This is a genomic window from Blastomonas sp. CCH1-A6, from assembly GCF_001556365.1.
In the GTDB taxonomy this organism is placed as follows: domain Bacteria; phylum Pseudomonadota; class Alphaproteobacteria; order Sphingomonadales; family Sphingomonadaceae; genus Blastomonas; species Blastomonas ursincola.
The window spans coordinates 1-15,920 of sequence record NZ_LSIS01000430.1; the positions used below are offsets into that span (position 1 = coordinate 1).

At 64.7% G+C, this 15,920-nt stretch carries 11 protein-coding genes, 6 pseudogenes and 1 other annotated feature; of the genes and pseudogenes, 9 read left to right on the forward strand and 8 right to left on the reverse strand.

Annotation, left to right across the window (positions count from 1 at the left end; translation table 11 throughout):
• The coding region (locus tag AX735_RS09360) for a zinc-dependent alcohol dehydrogenase (RefSeq protein ID WP_066278972.1) at positions 1–961 on the reverse strand (961 nt) is incomplete at its 3' end.
• Positions 962–1,634: 673 nt separating this feature from the next.
• Between AX735_RS09360 and AX735_RS09350 the strand changes: the two genes are divergently transcribed.
• The gene (locus tag AX735_RS09350; RefSeq protein ID WP_018250473.1) at positions 1,635–3,803 is read left to right on the forward strand and encodes a catalase; all 2,169 of its coding nucleotides are present in this window, start codon (positions 1,635–1,637) and stop codon (positions 3,801–3,803) included.
• A gap of 95 nt (positions 3,804–3,898) precedes the next feature.
• Here AX735_RS09350 and AX735_RS09345 read toward each other — a convergent pair whose 3' ends face one another.
• The 4 genes from AX735_RS09345 to AX735_RS24265 are packed head-to-tail and all read right to left on the reverse strand — an operon-like array spanning position 3,899 to position 7,087.
• Positions 3,899–4,495 (reverse strand): SAM-dependent methyltransferase, encoded by a 597-nt coding sequence (locus AX735_RS09345; RefSeq protein WP_066278969.1) that lies wholly within the window; start codon positions 4,493–4,495, stop codon positions 3,899–3,901.
• Positions 4,492–5,145: a PIG-L deacetylase family protein gene (locus AX735_RS24270; protein ID WP_010408764.1), complete on the reverse strand. Its 654-nt coding sequence runs from the start codon at positions 5,143–5,145 to the stop codon at positions 4,492–4,494. The genes AX735_RS09345 and AX735_RS24270 overlap by 4 nt, the downstream gene beginning before the upstream one ends.
• Positions 5,142–6,080: an acyl-CoA dehydrogenase gene (locus AX735_RS09340; protein ID WP_231729960.1), complete on the reverse strand. Its 939-nt coding sequence runs from the start codon at positions 6,078–6,080 to the stop codon at positions 5,142–5,144. The genes AX735_RS24270 and AX735_RS09340 overlap by 4 nt, the downstream gene beginning before the upstream one ends.
• Before the next feature lie 44 nt (positions 6,081–6,124).
• Positions 6,125–7,087 carry a glycosyltransferase gene (locus AX735_RS24265; RefSeq protein ID WP_206378455.1) on the reverse strand — a complete coding sequence of 321 codons (963 nt, stop codon included), beginning with the start codon at positions 7,085–7,087 and terminating at the stop codon, positions 6,125–6,127.
• A 248-nt stretch (positions 7,088–7,335) separates the two neighbouring features.
• Here AX735_RS24265 and AX735_RS09330 point away from each other — a divergent pair.
• Positions 7,336–7,500: pseudogene (locus tag AX735_RS09330) on the forward strand (hydroxyisourate hydrolase); the annotation flags it as partial.
• A 7-nt stretch (positions 7,501–7,507) separates the two neighbouring features.
• Here the strand turns inward: AX735_RS09330 and AX735_RS09325 are convergent.
• Complete coding sequence (locus tag AX735_RS09325; protein ID WP_082442131.1) at positions 7,508–7,804, reverse strand: hypothetical protein; 297 nt, start codon at positions 7,802–7,804, stop codon at positions 7,508–7,510.
• Positions 7,805–8,048: 244 nt separating this feature from the next.
• Between AX735_RS09325 and AX735_RS24255 the strand changes: the two are divergent.
• The 3 genes and pseudogenes from AX735_RS24255 to AX735_RS09305 form a co-directional block, all read left to right on the forward strand.
• Positions 8,049–8,560, forward strand: a pseudogene (locus AX735_RS24255) (transposase); the annotation flags it as partial.
• A 67-nt stretch (positions 8,561–8,627) separates the two neighbouring features.
• Positions 8,628–9,656, forward strand: a complete 1,029-nt coding sequence (locus AX735_RS09310) for an IS110 family transposase (protein WP_020493465.1) — start codon at positions 8,628–8,630, stop codon at positions 9,654–9,656.
• Positions 9,657–9,860: 204 nt separating this feature from the next.
• A pseudogene (locus tag AX735_RS09305) lies at positions 9,861–10,187 on the forward strand (DDE-type integrase/transposase/recombinase); the annotation flags it as partial.
• 214 nt (positions 10,188–10,401) lie between these two features.
• On the opposite strand, the pseudogene AX735_RS09300 reads toward AX735_RS09305, so the two are convergent.
• Positions 10,402–11,071: pseudogene (locus AX735_RS09300) on the reverse strand (transposase); the annotation flags it as partial.
• 59 nt (positions 11,072–11,130) lie between these two features.
• Here AX735_RS09300 and AX735_RS24250 point away from each other — a divergent pair.
• Positions 11,131–12,371 (forward strand): IS3 family transposase gene (locus AX735_RS24250; RefSeq protein ID WP_090423511.1). Its coding sequence is split into 2 segments (ribosomal slippage): positions 11,131–11,485 and positions 11,485–12,371, totalling 1,242 coding nucleotides; the frame shifts between segments, so codons are not numbered across the junction.
• Positions 12,372–12,383: 12 nt separating this feature from the next.
• Here AX735_RS24250 and AX735_RS09285 read toward each other — a convergent pair.
• Positions 12,384–13,013, reverse strand: a pseudogene (locus AX735_RS09285) (IS110 family transposase); the annotation flags it as partial.
• A 154-nt stretch (positions 13,014–13,167) separates the two neighbouring features.
• Here AX735_RS09285 and AX735_RS09280 point away from each other — a divergent pair.
• The 3 genes and pseudogenes from AX735_RS09280 to AX735_RS09270 all read left to right on the forward strand — a co-directional run.
• Positions 13,168–13,506 (forward strand): annotated as a pseudogene (locus AX735_RS09280) (integrase core domain-containing protein); the annotation flags it as partial.
• 151 nt (positions 13,507–13,657) lie between these two features.
• Positions 13,658–13,712: a sequence feature (sul1 is cis-regulatory element that is thought to sense ions involved in sulfur or methionine metabolism; They are found in Alphaproteobacteria), on the forward strand.
• A gap of 87 nt (positions 13,713–13,799) precedes the next feature.
• Positions 13,800–15,284, forward strand: coding sequence for a SulP family inorganic anion transporter (locus AX735_RS09275; RefSeq protein ID WP_007684580.1), 1,485 nt, complete (start codon positions 13,800–13,802; stop codon positions 15,282–15,284).
• 11 nt (positions 15,285–15,295) lie between these two features.
• Positions 15,296–15,920, forward strand: a 625-nt coding sequence (locus AX735_RS09270; RefSeq protein ID WP_066278957.1) for a universal stress protein, incomplete at its 3' end; no start/stop codon positions are given.

Genomic DNA, 15,920 nt, shown 5'->3' on the forward strand with positions numbered 1-15,920 from the left:
CGATCGGAAGCTTGTCACCCATCCCGACGTAGACGCCGGGCACGGAGACCGTGCCGCCCTTGCGGCAGCTCATGATCGCCTGCCGCAGGACGTGGACGCGATCAGTGGCGAGCATCATGCTTGCCTTCACCTTGTCCATGACCGCGTCCGCCGCCCCGTGCGCGGCCGCCTCGCAGCCGACAGCATCGATGCAGCTGTCGGGGCCCCGGCCCTTGGTTCGCGCCTGCAGCTCGTCGTAGACATCGGTTTCGGCGAAGTTAATCGTCTCAGCGCCACCGGCCTCCGCCATGGCGAGTCGCTCGGGCACCTCGTCGATCGCGATCACGCGGCCGGCGCCCATCATCAGCGCGGAGCGGATGGCGAACTGGCCGACCGGACCGCAGCCCCAGATCGCGACGGTGTCGCCATGCTCGATCTGCGCATTCTCGGCGGCCATGTAGCCGGTCGGGAAGATATCCGATAGGAAGAGGGCCTGCTCGTCGGTAACGTTGTCGGGAATCTTGATCGGACCGACATCCGCCATCGGCACGCGGAGATACTCCGCCTGACCGCCGCAGTAGCCGCCCAGCATGTGGCTGAAGCCGAACAGCCCGGCGGGCGAATGGCCCATCGCCTTGGCGGCCATCTCGGCGTTCGGATTGGTCCGATCGCAGGCCGCAAACAGACCCTTCTTGCAGAACCAGCAATCGCCGCAGCTGATCGTGAACGGCACCACCACCCGGTCCCCGATCTTGAGGTTGGTGACCTCGGACCCGAGCGCCACGACCTCGCCCATGTTCTCGTGGCCGAGGATGTCGCCGGCCTCCATGGTGGGCTGGTAGCCATCCAGCAGGTGAAGGTCCGACCCGCAGATCGCGCAGGCGGTTACTTTGATGATCGCATCGCGCGGGTGCTTGATCTCGGGATCCGCAACGGTGTCGACGCGGACATCGCCTTTACCGTGCCAGCATAGTGCGCGCATGTCGTTTCCTCATCTGAGTGCATGTCCCTGTCGTCAGGGCCATGTCTATGACGCTCAACGCCTTGAGCCGCGGCATGGGTCCCTGTCCATTTGATTCGTTTACATCAACGAGCGGCCGTAAAACGGCCGTACGGCCAGCGGGTTGAACGCAGACGGCATGCCCGGCTTGAAAGCCAGCAAGATAATGAAGTGGGTCGCCCAGGCCGTGCAGCCGGCCGACACGATGGTGATAGGTTCTCACAGGCTGCGCGTCTTCCGCCCTGAGCGTATGGCATGGTCGGCCAGGGCAAAGGACGCATAGATTCCGCAGAGGCAAACCAGGCCGGCGAGCAGCACCAACCACAGATCGTGGTCGTGCCGGACGCAGTCGAAAACCTGTACGACCTGGGAGTACATCATGCTCGGCTAACGGCAAGGCGTTAAGACATCTCCAACCGGCTCATATCGGCTTTCCCTGGCTGTGATCCAGGACCAAGGAAGCCGCAGTCGGGTTCTGCGCAGCCATGAACACTTACGTTGCCGAGCCCGCGCCTGTCGTCCGAACCGGCGACCATGCTCGACTGACATAACTTGATTTCGGTCCTCCGGGTCGGTTCCCAGTCGCTACAAAGATTTATGCCTCGCATCGCCGTGGCGCTGGTGGCATTAAGGGCATGATCGGAGGATTACGTCCATGGCACGCAAGAGCATCAAAAGCGACGCGGTGAAACTCAAGGGCGAGACGGCCAAGAAGGCACCGCCGCTGCCGGCGGGTGCCGACCAGCCGACGAACTATGCCGAGCAGCAGGGCCATGGCGGCGAAACCCGCCAGACGACCTCGGACGCGGCACTTACCATGACCACGCAGCAGGGCATCCCGATCGCGGACGCCCAGAACAGTCTCAAGGCGGGTCTGCGGGGCCCCACGCTGCTCGAGGACTTCATCCTCCGCGAAAAGATCTTCCATTTCGATCACGAGCGCATCCCGGAGCGCGTCGTCCACGCACGCGGCTATGGCGCGCACGGCGTGTTCGAGCTGACCGACAGTCTGGCCGACTACACCCGCGCCGACGTGCTGAGCACGGTCGGGCAGCAGACGGAGGTGTTCGTCCGCTTCTCAACGGTAGCGGGCAACAAGGGCTCGCGCGATCTGGCGCGCGACGTGCGCGGCTTCGCCGTCAAGATGTACACGAAGCAGGGCAACTGGGACATCGTCGGCAACAACATCCCGGTGTTCTTCATCCAGGATGCCATCAAGTTCCCCGATCTGGTCCATGCGGCTAAGCAGGAGCCCGACCGGGCGTTCCCCCAGGCGCAAACCGCACACGACAATTTCTGGGATTTCGCCAGCCTCACCCCGGAAGCCTGGCACATGATCATGTGGATCATGTCCGATCGCACGATCCCCCGCTCCTTCCGCACGATGGAGGGCTTCGGCGTCCACAGCTTCCGCCTGGTGAACGCGGAAGGCAGGTCGACCTTCGTCAAGTTCCACTGGAAGCCGCGCCAGGGGCTCCAGTCGGTGCTGTGGAACGAAGCGGTCAAGATCAGCGGCGCCGATCCCGACTATCATCGCCGCGATCTCTGGGAGGCGATCGAGAGCGGTGACTTCCCGCAATGGGATCTCGGCGTCCAGCTGTTCGATCAGGAAACCGCCGACAAGCTTCCCTTCGACCATCTCGACTCGACCAAGCTCATCCCCGAGGAGGACGTGCCGGTCCGCATCGTCGGTACGCTCACGCTTAATCGCAACGTCGACAACTTCTTCGCCGAAACCGAGCAGGTCGCCTACTGCACGCAGAACATCGTGCCGGGCATCGACTTCAGTGACGACCCGCTGCTGCACGGCCGCAACTTCTCCTATCTCGATACCCAGCTGAAGCGGCTCGGCAGCCCGAACTTCACCCACCTGCCGATCAATGCCCCGCGCTGTCCGGTGATGAACTTCCAGCAGGACGGCCACATGGCGATGCGCAATCCGAAGGGGCGCGTGAACTATGAGCCGAACAGCTGGGGCGCGGAAGGCGGTCCGCGCGAGAACGCGGAGATCGGCTTCACCAGCTTCCCCGCCGAGGTTCAGGGGACTAAGCAGCGGGTTCGGTCCGAAACCTTTGCCGATCATTACAGCCAGGCGCGGCAGTTCTATCTCAGCCAGCAGCCGATCGAGCAGAAGCACATCGGCGACGCGCTGGTGTTCGAGCTGTCGAAGGTAGATCGTGTCGACATCCGGGCCCGGGCGGTCAGCCACCTGCGCAACATCGACGAGGATCTCGCCGCTACCGTTGCGGACGGGCTCGGCCTTGACCTGCCGGACGCCGCCAAGGCGGCCAAGCCGACGCTAGACCTGCCGACATCGTCGGCGCTCTCGATCGTCGCCAACGGCCCGGCGAATTTCGCCGGGCGAAAGATGGGCCTGCTGCTGACCGATGGGTCGAGCGCCGAGCTGTTCAATGCGCTGACGAAGGCGCTGGAAGCCGAAGGCGCGGTCTGGGAGGTGGTCGCGCCGAAGATCGGCGGGGTCACGCTCGACGACGGCACCAAGGTCGCGGCCAAGCAGAAGATCGACGGCGGACCTTCGGTCCTGTTCGATGCCGTCGCGGTGCTCCCGTCCGAGGAGGGGGTTGCGATGCTCGCCAAGGATGCGGCCTCCAAGGACTTCGTGGCGGACGCGTTCGGCCACTGCAAGTTCATCGGCTACACCGATGCAGCCGCCACGTTGTTCGACGCTTCTCGAGTGCCGGAGCTTGACGATGGCTTCGTAGCCCTAAGCAAGAGCAAGGACGTCAAGGCGTTCGTCACGACCTGTCGTGACCTCAGGTTCTGGGCTCGGGAGATGAAGGTCGATCTCGACGCGGCGGCCTGACGACCCTGGCGGGAGCGGCAGGTGGACGTCCTGCCGCTCCACTTAACGGCAAGCCTCATATCGCACGGACGTGGGACGTGCTGCCTCGCTCGCGTTCAAGGGGATCGGGGCACACCGTCGGCGCGGGCCGCGGTGACGACCCAGCGGCGGGTGCGGCGCACGGTGCGAACCGTCCAACGACGCCCGGTCTCTGCGAGGAACCGGGCGTGGATTCCTGCCGCGTGCTGGGCGAAGTCGTAGTAGTCGATCCTGTGGTGCGCGAGCACGATGGTGCCGTCTCCCCGCAGGCGAGCGGCCATCTCACGCGCAACCCGGGCCATCTCTCGCGCTGAGAGGTAATACAGGATCTCGGCGATCACGATCACGTCATAGACGAGACGTGGCGGTCGACCGGGGAGCACGAGCAGCGATGCGCACGCACGAGGCCAGGCCGCGACGGCGCGTGCCGTCAGGTCGACCCCCTCCCTCGTGCCCTCGGTCGCATCGAGGCACAACGCCATCCTCGCGATCGCGGCACTGTTGGATCCGTTGCCGCTGGCCAGCTCCAGCACCCGTCCGACCGGTCGGTGACCTATCGCGTGCAGGATCACGGCACGCTTCACCGCCTCGTCACGGGCGGTGAAGGTGCGCCAGGGATCGTCGTCGCCGGCGAACTTGGCGGCGAACCCGGCAAGATCGATCGGGCTCGTCACTTCGAACCCGGCCGGTAGCGCTCGACCGGACGAGCAAAGGCCGCAAGCTCGTGTCTCGCGATCGTGAAGCCTGCTGGATCATCGGAAACGGCGCCGAGCTGCGTCCGGTAGACGCGGATCAGCGACCGCTTAACCGGAACTCCTCCGGGCACAGCGATGCGCCATGCCGGTCCGGACCTGTCCGGGCGAGGCGGCCACACGCGGTAGGTCAGCCGACCGGCGCCACCCGGGCATCGGGCGACGGCCGCTGCTACGGCGCGGTGATCGGGATGGTCGTCATCGCAGGCCGGTCCGACGATGAGATCGAGATCCCGGCATCGTGCGACCTGGCGGCGCAGCGCGCGATAACAGCGTCCCGGGATCGAGGGCAACTGGCCATCGGGCAAATTGAGGAACGAGACGTCGCCAGCAACGATGCCGAGACGACGTAGCGCATGAAGGCTCTCACGCTGGCGCGCCGCGACCAGTCGCGCTCTCGGCCATTGTCGGCTGCCCCGGTGAGACGCGGCACCATCGGTCACGACCGCAACCCGGACCCGAGCTCCATGGCGGCGAAGCCGCGCAATGAGGCCTGCCGCGCCGATGACCTCGTCATCCGGGTGCGGGGCGATCACCAGCGCGACACGTACGTTTCGCAGCGGGATCCTCACAGAATGGGGTCGAGGATGTGCTCGGCGACAGCCTGGCCGACGCGAAAGCGATGCGCGTCGGGCGCAGGCTGGCGCAGGTACACCATGAGATCGGCGATCTTTGCCGCCAGCGGATGCGATAGGAACAATCCCTGCAGCCCCACCGCCTCCTGCGCGATCGTCAGGGCGCGCTCGGCAGAGCCGGCGATCGATAGCCGCGCAGCGGACACCCGGGCGAGGCGTTCCGCATCCGTCCCGCTGAACCAGGCGCCCGCCGTGTCGCGGATGCTCGCCGCTGCACCCTGGGCAAGCAGGAACAGGTCGGCGAGGCGCGATGCCTGGAACGGATCGGAAGCGCGCTCGTGGGTGGTCAGGTGGTCACGCACTGCATCGAGCAGGCCGGCGATGCCCCCGGCATGAACCGCGGCGAAGCGCAGCGCGCCTCCGCTGAAGAACGGCTCCCGCGCATAGCTGCCGGGCTCGCCGATACGGCCGTCTTCACGGATCACAGAGCCGGACCAGCGCACCAGATGTGTCTCCGAGCGCTGCATGCCGATCGTCTGCCACCACTCCCGATCGATGGCAGGCGGATCGGCATCCAGGTCGAGCAGGAGCAGCTGCGGCCCGCGTTCGCTATCCGCAGTTACCAGCGCGTGAGTCAGTATCCCCGCCCCCGATGCATAGCCCTTGCCGCCGGTCAGCCGTCCGCCGGTAAGCACCAGCGACTCACCCGGCAGGCCCGCATTCCACACACCCAGCATCGCTCCCGCAGCGATCCGCGCCCGCAACGCAGCGACCTGGGACGACGTGCCGTATCGAAACACGATTTGCACCGCATCGACATGCCCCTCCAGCAGGCGCCCGATGGGGAGATCCCGGCGTCCCGCAGCGTAAAGAGGGCGGAGCAGGTCCAGATATGCCTCGGGCGTCGTCGGATCGCCGGCGGGGTCGGTCACCCACCCTGCCGCGACGATCGCATGGCGCAGAGCTTTGGTCGTCGTCATACCGCCTGCTCGCAAAGCTGGTGCTCGAGCGTTGCCAGGGCATGCTCGGCCTCGGCGAGGGTGACGTCGGGTATATCGGGCAGCGCCGGCACGACACGCATGGCGAACGCCTCTGCGTTGGGGCAGTCGCGCGCGACGCCGATCACATGGTCACCGGTCAATCCGATACGGTCGCCGAAGCGAGCTGCGACAAAGGAATCGGGGAGCCCGGCCCAAATGCGGCGCGCCTCCGCCTGCTGTCGGTATTGCCATGCCGCCCCTCGGGGATGCGGCATTGAGGGTGCCCCGTGATGGTCGATGGCACTGAGCGCAGCCGCCATGCCGCCCGGCGCCCGGCCGAGCCGCCGTGAGGAGGTCGCAACCACCATGCCGGGATCGCGGCGCACGCGAAACCCGGCGCGCCCGGCATCGTCGAGCAGGGCGGCGTCCTCGCCGCATGGCACCGGCTGGAAGCCACCCAGCGCCTGATAGGCTCCGGGTCGGAAGGCCATGTTGGCGCCTCCCGAGCAGTGGGAGCCGGTCGGACTGTCCCACGGAACGGGGTCGACCGATCGTCGGTAGGCGTGAAGCCGATCGAGGTAGCGCTCGACCCTCCCCTGCACCGGATCCCGCTCCGCTGCGATCCGGACGATTCGCCCGGCGACAAGGTCGGCCGAGGCCAGGCCCTGCAGTGCCGCCCTGACCCAATCGGCACGGGGCTGGCTGTCGGCGTCGGTCGTCAGGAGAATACCGTGGGGCGTGCTCGCCGCATGATGCAGGCCGAGGGCGATGGCGGCCCGGCGTGCACGACCGGCATTGGCATCAGGGGACGGGTCTCCCTGAGCCACCGTGAACGGAAGGGCCATGCGACCAGCATGCTCGAGTATTACCTGCTCGCTCGCATCCGAGCAATTATCAAGGAGGAAGAACACGGCAGCCTCGACGTCGCCCAGGTCCAGTCGCTCGATCGCCTCCAGCAACTTCGGTAACGCAGTCTCCTCGTTGCGGACCGGAACACAGATCGCAGCTGACACAGGTCGCAACGGCACCCCCACCATCGGTTTCGCAGGACCGGCGACCCTGCCTTGCAGGACTGTAGGTGATAAACGCCGGTTTCGATAGCTGCTCGCGGTGATGCAAGATGCCAGATCGTCATGCAGGACTATAGGTTTGCCCGGTTTCAACCGAGATATCGGCGTCGGGTAGGTAGCCGTCGAAGTTCGCGCCGCGCACCTACAAGCTGCTGTTCGACATGGCAGGCTACCCGGATGCGAAGGCGGTGCCATTCTTCCCCGAGATCGATCCCGTGTTCCGCGTCACCGACCCTGCCGCGCACTACCATGTGCCGGTCGTGGTCAGCCCCTTCGGCTACTCCACCTACAGGGGCAATTGATCACCGATCACGCCTCGATCCCTGCCTGGTGCATCGGCTTATAGAGCTCGTGCTCAAGCGACCGCAGGTAGCGGTCGAGGCGCTCTACCAGTGTTGCGACGTCCGCAGCATAGGCTGGGACGTTCGAAGCTATCGCGTTGCTGCTCCAACGCCGTATGTGGTCGGAGTAGCGTAGCCGAAGCTCGCGATCCTCTTCCATGATCCGCTCGTAAGTCGGCATCTGGTCGGCGAAATAGCCTCGAGCCTCCTTGTTCCAGCCCTGCTGTGTAGGCAGATGCTCCCGTACCGCATTGGCCAGGTTCATTCGTAGCCGGCCGAGGTCGGTAAGCGGAGGTCCAGCCCTGACGCAGTCACGAAGTGCGTAGGCAGCGGCGCGGATCGCCTCGTGGGAGCGCCTGCTATCATCGGGCCTCATCATCTCGTTCTACTCGCCATCATCTTACTAGCCGTCATTGCTGGCGCGCCGCGCGCCGATCATGGCCGTCTGAGCTGCCCCCTTCTGAGTGGTCCATCGACTATTACAGTCTGGACCAAGGAAGGGACGACGAATGCCTGCGAAGAAGCACAAGCCCGAGGAGATTATCGGGAAGCTACGTGAGGTTGAGATCATGCTGGGTCAGGGCGGCACGACCGCCGAGGCCTGTCGGCGCATCGCGGTCAGCGAGCAGACCTAATACCGCTGGCGCAAGGAATATGGTGGCCTGAAGACCGATCAGACTCGGCGGATGAAGGATCTGGAAAAGGAGAACCTGCGGCTGCGCCGGGCGATCTCGGATCTGACGCTGGACAAGCTCATCCTGCAGGAGGCAGCCAAGGGAAACTTCTGAGCCCCGCACGGCGTCGGCGCTGCATCGACCAGGTCCGGGAGGTGCTGGATGTATCCGAGCGGCGGGTGTGCCGCGTGCTCGGCCAGCACCGGTCGACGCAGCGCAAGGTGCCGTTCGGGGCAGATGACGAGCTGGCGCTCACCGAGGATATCATCGCCCTTGCCAGGCAGTACGGGCGCTACGGCTATCGCCGGGTGACGGCGCTGCTGCATGCGGCGGGTTGGTCGGTGAACCACATGGCGTAATCAGGAGCGGTGCTCGTTGGGATAGCCTGTCGTCCCCTGAAGAGGAGGACGGAAGATGACCTGCTATGTTGGCCTAGATGTGTCGATGAAGGAGACCGCGATCTGCGTCGTGGACGAAACGGGCGATCGCATATGGGACGGTAAGTCGCGAACGGACCCGGACGCTATTGCGGCCGTGCTGGCGCGGAGGGCCGCAGGAGCCGTGAGGATCGGTATCGAGACGGGCCCGATGACCGTGTGGTTGTGGCACGCATTGACCGAGCGAGAGCTGCCGGTGGTGTGTCTTCATGCCAGGCATGCTGCGGCAGCGCTGAAGCTGCAGATGAACAAGACGGACCGCAACGACGCGTTTGGGTTGGCACGGCTGGTCCGCTCGGGCTGGTACCGGCCGGTCGCTGTTCGCTCGATGGATACGCACCGGTTGCGTGCGCTCCTGATCACGCGAGACCAGCTGGTCGGCATGAGCACCGCGCTCATCAACAAGATACGCGGCCTGGCGAAGACTTTCGGCATTCTGGTCGGACCCGGGAAGGGTGGCACCTTCGAACGTCAGGTCCGGGCAACGCTGCCGGACGATCCGGTGGTCGCCGCACTGTTCGAGAGCCTACTGGCGATGCTGAGCACATTGCGGGAGCAACAGCTTGCCATTGCCAAGCAGCTCGCCCGGGTTGCCCGGCAAAGCGGCGCCTGCCGCTTGATGATGACGATGCCCGGCGTCGGACCGCTGACGGCCGTCAGCTTCATGACCACCATCGAGGATCCTCACCGGTTCCGACGCTCGCAGGATGTCGGCGCCTATCTCGGTCTCACTCCGCGTCGCTACCAGTCGGGCGAGGTCGACATCAACGGCCGCATCTCCAAGTGCGGAGATCGTCTCACCCGCAAGCTGCTGTTCGAAGCGGCCAATGTCATGCTGTCGCGGACCTCGCAGGCGTCGGCGCTGAAGGACTGGGCTGCCGCCATCGGCCGGAGATCGGGCTTCTGGAAGGCGCGCGTTGCGCTGGCCCGCAAGCTGGCGGTGATCCTCCACCGGATGTGGATCGACGGGCGAGGCTTTGACCCAAAGGTGACTGCCATGGCCTGATATCTGCTTTCCGAGCTGCCGCCCCGCCAGGGTGCGGCCACGGCCATCTCGTGACCCGCTTCGTGACCATCTGGAACACGGGAACCACATCGAGAGGCCGGCGATCTGGCGCCATGCTGAGGCTGGACCCGTCCTGACCTCGAAGACGACAACGATGCGCAAAAGAAGATCGACTACGAGCACCTTGGCAAACGGCTTGACCGATTAGACGATAAACGGGTGGAACGGATCTGGCGACGCGAGGGGCTGAAGGTGCCGCAGCGCCAGCCGAAACGCGGCCGGTTATGGCTGAACGATGGCTCGTGCATCCGGTTGCGGCCGGAGTATCCGGGGCATGTCTGGGCTTACGACTTCGTCGAGGAACGCACCCATGACGGACGCAAGTTCCGCATCCTTACCATTATCGACGAGGCGAGCAGGGAGTGCCTGGCACTCGTCGTCGCGCGCCAGCTCAAACACGAAGACGTACTGGCAGCGCTGGCCGAGTTGTTCATCGAGCGTGGTCCGCCCGCGCATATCAGGTCGGACAACGTCCTATGTCTGGAAGCAGCGGCGGGTTTTGGCCAGCAGATATCCATGCGCCGACAACCATCGGCGCGGCATGCAATCTGAGCCAGATGGCTTCCACCGTCAACGGGATCGCTCCCTGCCATAGCAAACACAGGATCCAGCGGCGCCGGGGCGGCCGTGGTCCTCACCATCCTTAAAACGAGATACGCACCCAGGTGGAAGGCCCGAACATTATCTACAGGGTCGCTCGACGAGCGCCCTCACGGCACTTGCAGAGAGGGGTCCTTCCACCTGGCATCCGACCGTTCGAGGAACGGCCGGTACTCTGTCCCCGTCTTGACGACGGCGTGAGCCACGCGCGCCATCTTGGCGGTGAGCGCCGTCATCGCCTTGCGGCGACGGTCGGCATCGTCCGCGTGCCCGGCGGTGTACCGTCCGAGCTTGTCACGGAAACTGTTGTCGCGCTGACGCGCGGCGACCTGGGCAGCCATCCAGAAGGTGCGGCGCAGACGCGCGTTGCCGTACTTGGACAGCTTGGTGCGGCCACGAAACGTGCCTGACTGGCACGTTGCGAGATCGAGGCCGCAGAACTTCAGGAACTGTCGATGATGGTTGAAGCGACGCAAATCACCGGCCTCGGCCAGAATGGTCAGCGCGTTAATCGGACCAATGCCCGGAATGTTGCGCAGCAGCTTATAATCAACATGCTCGGCCAGCCTGTCATGGGCAAGCCGCTCTATCTCGTCACGCTGGTGGATGAGGCTGCGTCCCTGCGCGATGACCATGCGGAACATGGTAATTGCTGCCGAATCCTCCGGGACCGGCAGAGCCACCGAAGCGCAGGCCGTTTCGTATATGTCATTGACAAGACGGGCCTTGGAAACCTTGCGGCCGATGAGAGGCCAGGTGAGTTGGCCCCCGAAATGACCTGACAGGGTCTCGCTCTTAGATAAGAGTGAGCCATATGACTGAGCATACGACTAGGCGCTACAATGGCGGCGAGGTCCTCTCCGGGGTTCAGCGCCGGAGGCGCTGGACCCCGGAGGAAAAGGTCCGGATCGTCGAGGAGACGTATCTGCCGGGCATGAACGTGTCGCTGGTAGCCCGGCAGCATGGCATCAGTGGCAGCCAGATCTTCACCTGGCGCAGGCTGGTTGCGCAGGGTGCGCTGACTGCCGCCGGTGCCGGCGAGGAGGTGGTGCCCGCCTCCGAGTACCGGTCGCTGCAGAACCAGGTCGCCGAGCTGCAGCGCCTGCTGGGCAAGAAGACTATGGAAGCCGAGATACTGCGGGAGGCCGTCTCCCGGGCCGCAGGCCCAAAAAAACTCCTCTTGCGCTCGATCTCGTTGCCAGGGGACGACCGGTGAGCGCGGTGGCCGAGGCGTTGGGCGTCAGCCGCCAGCACCTGTCAGCCATGCACAACCGGTCGCCTACACGTCGGCGAGGTCGACCGCCTCTACCGGATACCGACTTGGTCAGCGACATCCGGGCGCTGATCGCCGATCTGCCCACCTACGGTTATCGCCGGGTCCACGCCCTTCTGCGCCGCCAGGCTGCCAGGATCGGGCGCACAGCGCCCAATCCCAAGCGGGTCTACCGGGTCATGAAGGTGCACGGGCTGCTGCTTCAGCGCCACAACGGCAGCCGGGAGGAGCGGCGCCATGATGGTCGCGTTGCCGTCGATCGGCGCAACACCCGCTGGTGCTCTGACGCCTTGGAGATCGCTTGCGACAATGGCGAAAAGGTGCGCGTCGCCTTTGCACTCGACTGCTGTGACCGCGAGGCCATGGGGCACGTTGCTACCACCGGCGGCATCACCGCCGAGGACATCCGTGATCTGATGGTCGCCACTGTCGAGCATCGCTTTGGCCCGGTGAACCGCTTGGCCTCGCCCATTGAATGGCTCAGCGATAACGGCAGCCCTTACGTTGCTCACGATACTCGCCGCTTCGCGCGCGACATCGGCCTCGTACCCCGCACCACGCCGGTCAGCTCTCCGCAATCGAACGGCATGGCCGAAGCTTTCGTGCGCACCCTCAAGCGCGACTACGTCCGTGTAAACCCGACGCCCGATGCACGCACTGTCATCGAGCAACTGCCCCGCTGGCTAACCCACTACAATGAGGTCCATCCGCACAAGGCGCTAGGCTACCGATCACCCCGCGAGTACATCACCCAAACCCGCGAGGCCTCGTCAGGCAATTAGGGGGCAACGACACCAGGCAGCTGCCGAGAATGCCCCAGCGTCGAGCGCGGTGATGCTGGCAGGAGTGGGGAACCGCTCGATGAGCGCGAGAAACCAGTCGGACCGGCTGTTGCCTGCGAAGCGGGCGATCTCGGGGAAGTACAGCGGCAGGTAGTGGGTCAGGATGCGGTGCCAGGTCTGCGTCTTCATCCTAGAGATCGTTTCGTGGGTCTTCGAGAGTTCCTGCAGGTCATTGATGCCCGCGGCGAGAGGATCGACGTAGCGCTGCGTCGCACCGATCCGCAGCATGTGCAGGATGACCTGCGCGTCCTTGGGGTCGTTCTTGTCCCAGCCATTGTGCAGCGCCTCGCGCGTTCTGGCGAGCGCGACCGACGAGATGAGGCGCAGCTCGAACCCTGCCGTCAGCAGCCGATGTGCCAGCGTGCGATGGTAATTACCCGTCGCCTCGAACCCGACAATGATAGGGCGCCCGATGGCAGCGAGTTTTTCGGCAAAGCCGTCATAGTCCTGCCTGGTTGCCATGACGGTCATCCGCCGGCGCCGGCCGCCTTCCGGTCGCTCGATGAGAACCTCCTGCCGGCTCTTGGACATATCGATAGCTACCAGCACGGCGCCGGCAGGCGTAGAGGTGAGCTTGGTCATGGTCGGTCAGCCTCCAAAGTGTTGTCTCGACAACCTCACTTTAGATACCTGCTGACCGGTCATGGCTTGCCCTGATGAAGCCTGCGGCCGCTACGCGGCCTTGTCTTCATCAGGGCCATAGCGGCTCCCAAACCAGCGCTTCCCAATGTGCTATGGCAGCGAGTTCATCGCCGCCGCCGTCCAGACCTGGCTCAGGCAGATCGGCGTGAAGACGCTCTACATCGCCCCGGGCTCGCCATGGGAGAACGGCTACAACGAGAGCTTCAACGGCTCGCTGCGGGATGAGCTGCTGAACGGCGAGATCTTCTACACCCTCGCTGAAGCCAGGGTGCTGATCGAGGCGTGGCGGCGTCACTACAACACTGTCCGACCGCACAGCAGCCTCGGCTATCGACCACCCGCCCCGGAAGCGGCGACACCGCCATTGCCGGCCTCCGGTTCCGCTTCGCTCCACCTCCGACCGGCAATGGCGGCGGAGACGACAATGCACTAACTATCAACCCGGACCACCCGGTGGGGGCTGCTCATAATCACCACTCCTCGGCGGTCACCCCCTTTCCCTCAAACGATGGTATTATGGGAATGCAGGCTGCTGATGTTCGCAGTTGCAATATGGTCCGATCAGTGACTATCTAGAGGCCTTCGACGGACCCGGATTGATTCGGGTGGCTCGGCCCGGCGCCTATCCCCGGGATAACCTTAGCGAATTTGGGCCTCGCTTCCGAGTATCGTTGATTGAACGCGTCTGACGGCGTGCGCCCCTCGCTATTGCGATCAGGTTTCTACATGACATTTGCTACTTCGCTTCGACGCGAATGGCTCTCGAACCCGCGCGCCGACGTGCTTGCGGGTATCGTCGTCGCGCTCGCGCTGATCCCGGAGGCCATCGGCTTCTCGATCATTGCCGGCGTCGATCCAAGCGTCGGGCTGTTTGCCTCCTTCTCCATCGCCGTCATCATCTCGCTCGTGGGCGGACGCCCCGGCATGATTTCGGCCGCAACCGCCGCCATTGCGGTTCTTGTCCTGCCGCTGATCCGCGATCACGGCGTCCAGTACCTCTTTGCCGCCACCATCCTCATGGGACTGATCCAGGGCGTCGCCGGCTTCCTGAAGCTCGACCTGCTGATGCAGTATGTGTCACGCTCGGTCATCACCGGCTTCGTCAACGCGCTCGCGATCCTAATCTTCATCGCGCAGCTTCCCCAGCTAACGAACGTCGGGTGGGAAACCTACGCGATGGTCGCGGCGGGCCTGGCGATCATCTACCTGTTCCCGCGTCTGACCAAGGCGATCCCGTCGCCGCTGGTCGCGATCGTGATCCTGACGATCGTCTCGATCTATGCCGGCATCAAGGTCAACACGGTGGGCGATATGGGCAAGCTGCCCTCGTCGCTGCCAGCGTTCGGCATCCCACAGGTGCCGTTCACGCTGGAAACGCTGCGCATCATTTTCCCCTATTCGCTGACGATGGCGGCGGTTGGCCTGCTGGAATCGATGATGACCGCGCAGATCGTCGATGATCTGACCGACACGCCATCGAACAAGCGCCGCGAGATGAAGGGGCAGGGTATCGCCAATTTTCTGACCGGCTTCCTCGGCGGGATGGGCGGCTGCGCCATGATCGGGCAGTCGGTCATCAACGTGAAGTCGGGCGGCTCCACCCGCCTTTCCACCTTTGTGTCGGGCGCGTTCCTGCTGTTCCTGATCGTCGTACTGGGGCCGCTGGTCGCCCGCATTCCGATGCCGGCGCTGGTCGCGGTGATGATTATGGTGTCGATCGGCACCTTCTCCTGGGGATCGATCAGGAACCTCAAGAGCCATCCGTGGCAGTCGTCGGTTGTCATGCTGGTGACGGTGCTGGTTGTCGTCTCGACGCACGATCTGGCGCAAGGCGTGGTCGCAGGCGTGATCCTGTCCGGTCTGTTCTTCGCCAGCAAGGTCAAGCGCCTGTTCGACGTGGCATCCGAGCTGAGCGCGGATGGCAGGACGCGGACCTACCGCGTCTCGGGTCAGGTGTTCTTCGCCTCGTCCGAGCGGTTCGCCGACGCCTTCGACTTCAAGGAGGTGCTGGACAATGTGGTCATCGACCTGACCGCCGCGCACTTCTGGGACATTTCGGCGGTGGGGAGCCTCGACAAGGCGATCCTCAAGTTCCGCCGCGAAGGCACCCATGTCGAGGTCATCGGCCTCAATCAGGCGAGCGCGACGATGGTCGATCGCTTCGCCGTCCATGACAAGCCCGGCGCCGAAGCAGCGCTCGGCGCCCACTGAGGAGAGGGCTTATGAACCGCATATTGGCCTGTATCGACGCATCCACCTACGCGACCAGCGTCGTCGATCTGGCGGCCTGGGCCGCTACCCGGCTCGGGGCCGATGTCGAGCTGCTGCACGTCGTCCAGCGCAAGGATGCCGTGGCATCGCGCAACGATCATAGCGGCGCGATCGGCCTCGGTGTCAAAAGCGAGCTGCTGGAAGAGCTGACCCGCATCGAGGAAGCGGCGGGGCGTCTTGCCATCGAGGAAGGGCGCATCCTGCTGGACGCAGGCGGCACTCGCTTGAAGGAGCAGGGCATCACGGTCGCGTCGATGCACCTGCATGGAGGGATCGTGGAGACGATCGTCGAGCGTGAAGCCGATGCTGCATTGGTCATCATCGGCAAGCGCGGCGCGTCGGGCGAGTTCGCGACCGACCATATCGGCTCCAAGGTCGAACGGGTCGTGCGTGCCAGCGACAAGCCGGTGCTGATCGCCTCACGCGAAGCCAAGGCACCTGACGCGGTGGTGATCGCCTTCGACAACAGCCCCGCCGCCTGCCGCGCTGTCCGTCATGTCGCTACCTCGCCGCTGTTCGGTGGTTTGCCAGTACACCTCGTCATGGCGGGGCCGGATGATGGCAAACACCGCGACC

What these genes read in the sequence shown, in the direction of transcription:
- AX735_RS09310 (WP_020493465.1), top strand. Translation starts at nt 8,628, where the DNA reads ATGACCTGCTATGTTGGCCTAGATGTGTCGATGAAGGAGACCGCGATC.
- AX735_RS09325 (WP_082442131.1), bottom strand. Translation starts at nt 7,804, where the DNA reads ATGAACCTGGCCAATGCGGTACGGGAGCATCTGCCTACACAGCAGGGC.
- AX735_RS09350 (WP_018250473.1), top strand. Translation starts at nt 1,635, where the DNA reads ATGGCACGCAAGAGCATCAAAAGCGACGCGGTGAAACTCAAGGGCGAG.
- AX735_RS09275 (WP_007684580.1), top strand. Translation starts at nt 13,800, where the DNA reads ATGACATTTGCTACTTCGCTTCGACGCGAATGGCTCTCGAACCCGCGC.